Origin of the sequence: Secundilactobacillus oryzae JCM 18671, assembly GCF_000740055.1 — a bacterium.
Classification (GTDB): Bacteria; Bacillota; Bacilli; order Lactobacillales; family Lactobacillaceae; genus Secundilactobacillus; species Secundilactobacillus oryzae.
Map to the genome: position 1 here is coordinate 1 of NZ_BBJM01000060.1, position 3,143 is coordinate 3,143.

Consider the following 3,143-nt stretch of genomic DNA (forward strand, 5'->3'; position numbering starts at 1 on the left):
TCTTTTTTTATTTTTCATTATATCAAAAAGGCACTACCATCAGTTTTTAAAATCTGACGGTAGTGCCTTTTATTTTGGGACTTATGTCACAGCCCCTTCGTTCCTCTAGCTCAACGCCGTTACCACTTGCAACGTTGCTGAGAAGTAATTATTCTTTTCAATCGATTTTGGTAATTGCTTGGCCGTCTTGGCTTGCAGACTCTTTTGCTTCATCACCTTAGCCGCATAGTTCACGGGAGACGTAAACGCCGTGTTTTGGTAGCTGTTAACTGCCTTTCCACTTAACGTATATACCGCCGTGATGTGCTTCTTTTTATTGAAGAAAGCGAGCTGCTTCTTCAAAGCCTTTTTAGTTGTAGCGTCCTTAGTCATCTTGTAAGTTTGAGCTAATCGCCAAGGCACCCGAGTGGCATTGTAGCCGTATTGATTATCACTTTCGCCCTCAACCTGATAAGCTTTGACTGCGGACAATTTAATGCTGCCACCGGTTGCGCGAATAAAATCAGGGAACAAGCCGGTTTTATGACGTGCACTTAGCTTCTTCACAGCCGTTTGACTGTGACTAGCGACCTTGGTCCAGAAACTGTCATGAGTGTATTTCGCAAAAGTTTTGAAGTAACCCGTCATCAAATCAGCAGTCCGTAACTTACTTTGATCATAACTGCTGGTTGCCCAGTTCCCCATTTTAGGTAAATAAGTGGTCTGGTTGATTTCGTTTTTCTTAATCGCCTTCAACAAATTCTTGGCCGCTTGCTTATAGTTAACAGTCTTGCTACCCCACTTTTTATCTGCCAATATTAAAGAATAGGCAATATCCAAATCGCCATCGGTGGCACTGTTTCGGTAACCGCCGTTGCTGACCATTTTGCTACCTTGCTTGGTCTGACGCCATTCCATTAATGGATTACTGCTAGAAATTCGGTGAGCCCGGTAGTACCGGTACATTTGGTTGTAAGTTGTATGCGTATTTGCACCTTTTTTAGCTGCTAATACGGTTGCCAACATACCATAACCTTGCCCTTCTGAGTAAGCTTGCGTATCATTAGCTTTAACATACTTCTGCGTTTTGCCACCAACGTACGTTTTTTCCCATTGCTTATACCAAGTGGTGGCCTGGCTGGCTTGCGCAGTTTGTGGTGCTAGTGCTGCGATACCAAACCAAAGGCCAAGTGCTACTGTGGCGCCCAAGACGCCCGCCCAAATGCGTTTTGATTTCATTTTTACTGATCCCCTTTTTTACTTAACTGCCTTTATTATAGCAGTCTTTTTCACTGATATTAGTCCCCTAATTTCAACTGGGGGACATTAAAAATTAGTTAATATCCTATATTGTTATTGAAAACTACGTTACCTAGTTTACAATACTATATAGATAGTCCGTTTCTCAAACTCAAGAAGATGGTGACCTACATGTCCAATATCAAAATCGTTACAGACTCTGCCACAGGTTTAACACAGGCCGAAATTGATCGTTATCACATTGGCGTCGTTCCTTTGACGGTTATGATTGATGACGTGATTTACGTTGACGGTAAGACCATTACCAGTGACGAATTCCCTGATATGATGGCGAACGCCAAAGCCCTCCCTAAAACATCACAACCACCAATCGGGACGTTCGTGGACGCCTTTAACGAGGCTGGAGCCGATGGTAACGAAGTCCTTTGTATTAATATCACCGAAAGCATGAGCGGAACTGTTCACGCAGCTCACCAAGCCGCTATGCTATCCACGGCGGACGTCACGATTGTCGATAGCCTTTCTGGTGATCGCGGAAGTGCCTTTCAAATTCTGGCTGCCGCCGAATTAGCTGAATCTGGCGCCTCAATGTCCGAAATCACAGCTGAAATTAAAAAAATTCAACAACATTCAAAAGCCTACCTTGCAGTGTTAAACATGGATAACCTAGTAGCTGGTGGCCGGATTAGCAAGGCTGCCGGAATGGTAACGAGTCTCCTGAACGTCAAAATCGTCATCGAAATCATTGATGGCCAACTAGAAATCCAAAAGAAGGGTCGCGGCATCAAGCCGATTAACCGATTCTTTGATGATGTTTACGCTGAAATGGCGAAGGCGAACCATATCAAGGCAATTGGTATTTCTCACGTACAGAATGCTGAGCGGGCTGCTGAGATGAAGGCGGTCCTAGCCGAGAAATTTCCAGATACTGAAATTGTAATTCACGCCATTTCACCAGTGCTCGCAACGCACGGTGGGATTGGTGCGTTCTGCCTGTTTTATTATACGGAATAACGAATGAAAGACGTTAATCTAGCCGATCAACGTCTTTTTTGTTTGAATAAGTAATCATTCTATAATAATTTTAATGATATAATAATCTCTATTTCGTCACTCTAGGAGGAGTAATATGAAAACTTTGAGATTTAAGAAGCTCGCAATGATGGCAGTCACTTTTTTGGCCATGTTAGCACTGGGACTGGCAACGAGTCAGCCCAGTACCGTTCAAGCCAAGGCTAAACACCACTACTTATTGGTAATGGGTCACGGCGCTGGTGATCCGGGTGCCCGGGGAAATGGCACAATGGAAGCCACTTTCATGCGGAAAAAGTTGATGCCAAAGCTCCAAGAATATGCCAAGGAAGTTAAAAACAGCAACGTCACCATTTATAATCCAAAGCACGATATTGTACGCGATACCCTCGTTTATCACAAAGGTTCATATAAGATTAAAAAGTCGACCACGGTCATCATGTTCCATTTGGATGCCGGTAGTGGTCGTGGTGGCCACGTTATCATTCACAAGCGGAAGCCAACGACTCGCGACAAGAAGATGGCCAAAATTATCAAAAAATATGTCGGCTTAAACCCTGCCTATCGTAGTTACAGCTACCGAACCAACTTGAAAAACTGTAACGTATTGCGTCGTCGAGGCATCGATTACAGTTTAGTGGAAACCGGATTTATCGATCGCAAAACCGACTACAAACGGATTAACCGCAACCTCGATAAAATCGCAAAGGGCTACATTGAGGCCATTACGAACGAGAAAATTAAGTAATTAAAAAAACATTATCAAACGAACTGCGGGACTGCTCCGAGTCAAGTAGACAGTTCAAATAATTAAAATAGCTATGCAGTTTTTAGAATGGCATGATTCCGAAATTCTTTCGGGGTCATGCCAT

General features: G+C 43.4%; 3 protein-coding genes. 2 read left to right on the forward strand and 1 reads right to left on the reverse strand.

Translation table 11 applies throughout. From position 1 onward, the window contains the following. Positions 1–105 precede the first annotated feature (105 nt). Positions 106–1,218 (reverse strand): family 8 glycosyl hydrolase, encoded by a 1,113-nt coding sequence (locus LOSG293_RS09585; RefSeq protein WP_034529799.1) that lies wholly within the window; start codon positions 1,216–1,218, stop codon positions 106–108. Positions 1,219–1,410: 192 nt separating this feature from the next. On the opposite strand from LOSG293_RS09585, the gene LOSG293_RS09590 reads away from it, so the two are divergent. Continuing rightward, positions 1,411–2,253 carry a DegV family protein gene (locus LOSG293_RS09590; RefSeq protein ID WP_034529800.1) on the forward strand — a complete coding sequence of 281 codons (843 nt, stop codon included), beginning with the start codon at positions 1,411–1,413 and terminating at the stop codon, positions 2,251–2,253. A gap of 115 nt (positions 2,254–2,368) precedes the next feature. Continuing rightward, positions 2,369–3,019, forward strand: coding sequence for an N-acetylmuramoyl-L-alanine amidase (locus tag LOSG293_RS09595; RefSeq protein WP_034529803.1), 651 nt, complete (start codon positions 2,369–2,371; stop codon positions 3,017–3,019). The last annotated feature ends 124 nt before the right edge of the window (positions 3,020–3,143 follow it).

Excerpts from the sequence above, each read along its gene's own strand:
- LOSG293_RS09585 (WP_034529799.1), bottom strand. The coding sequence starts at position 1,218 with ATGAAATCAAAACGCATTTGGGCGGGCGTCTTGGGCGCCACAGTAGCA.
- LOSG293_RS09595 (WP_034529803.1), top strand. The coding sequence starts at position 2,369 with ATGAAAACTTTGAGATTTAAGAAGCTCGCAATGATGGCAGTCACTTTT.
- LOSG293_RS09590 (WP_034529800.1), top strand. The coding sequence starts at position 1,411 with ATGTCCAATATCAAAATCGTTACAGACTCTGCCACAGGTTTAACACAG.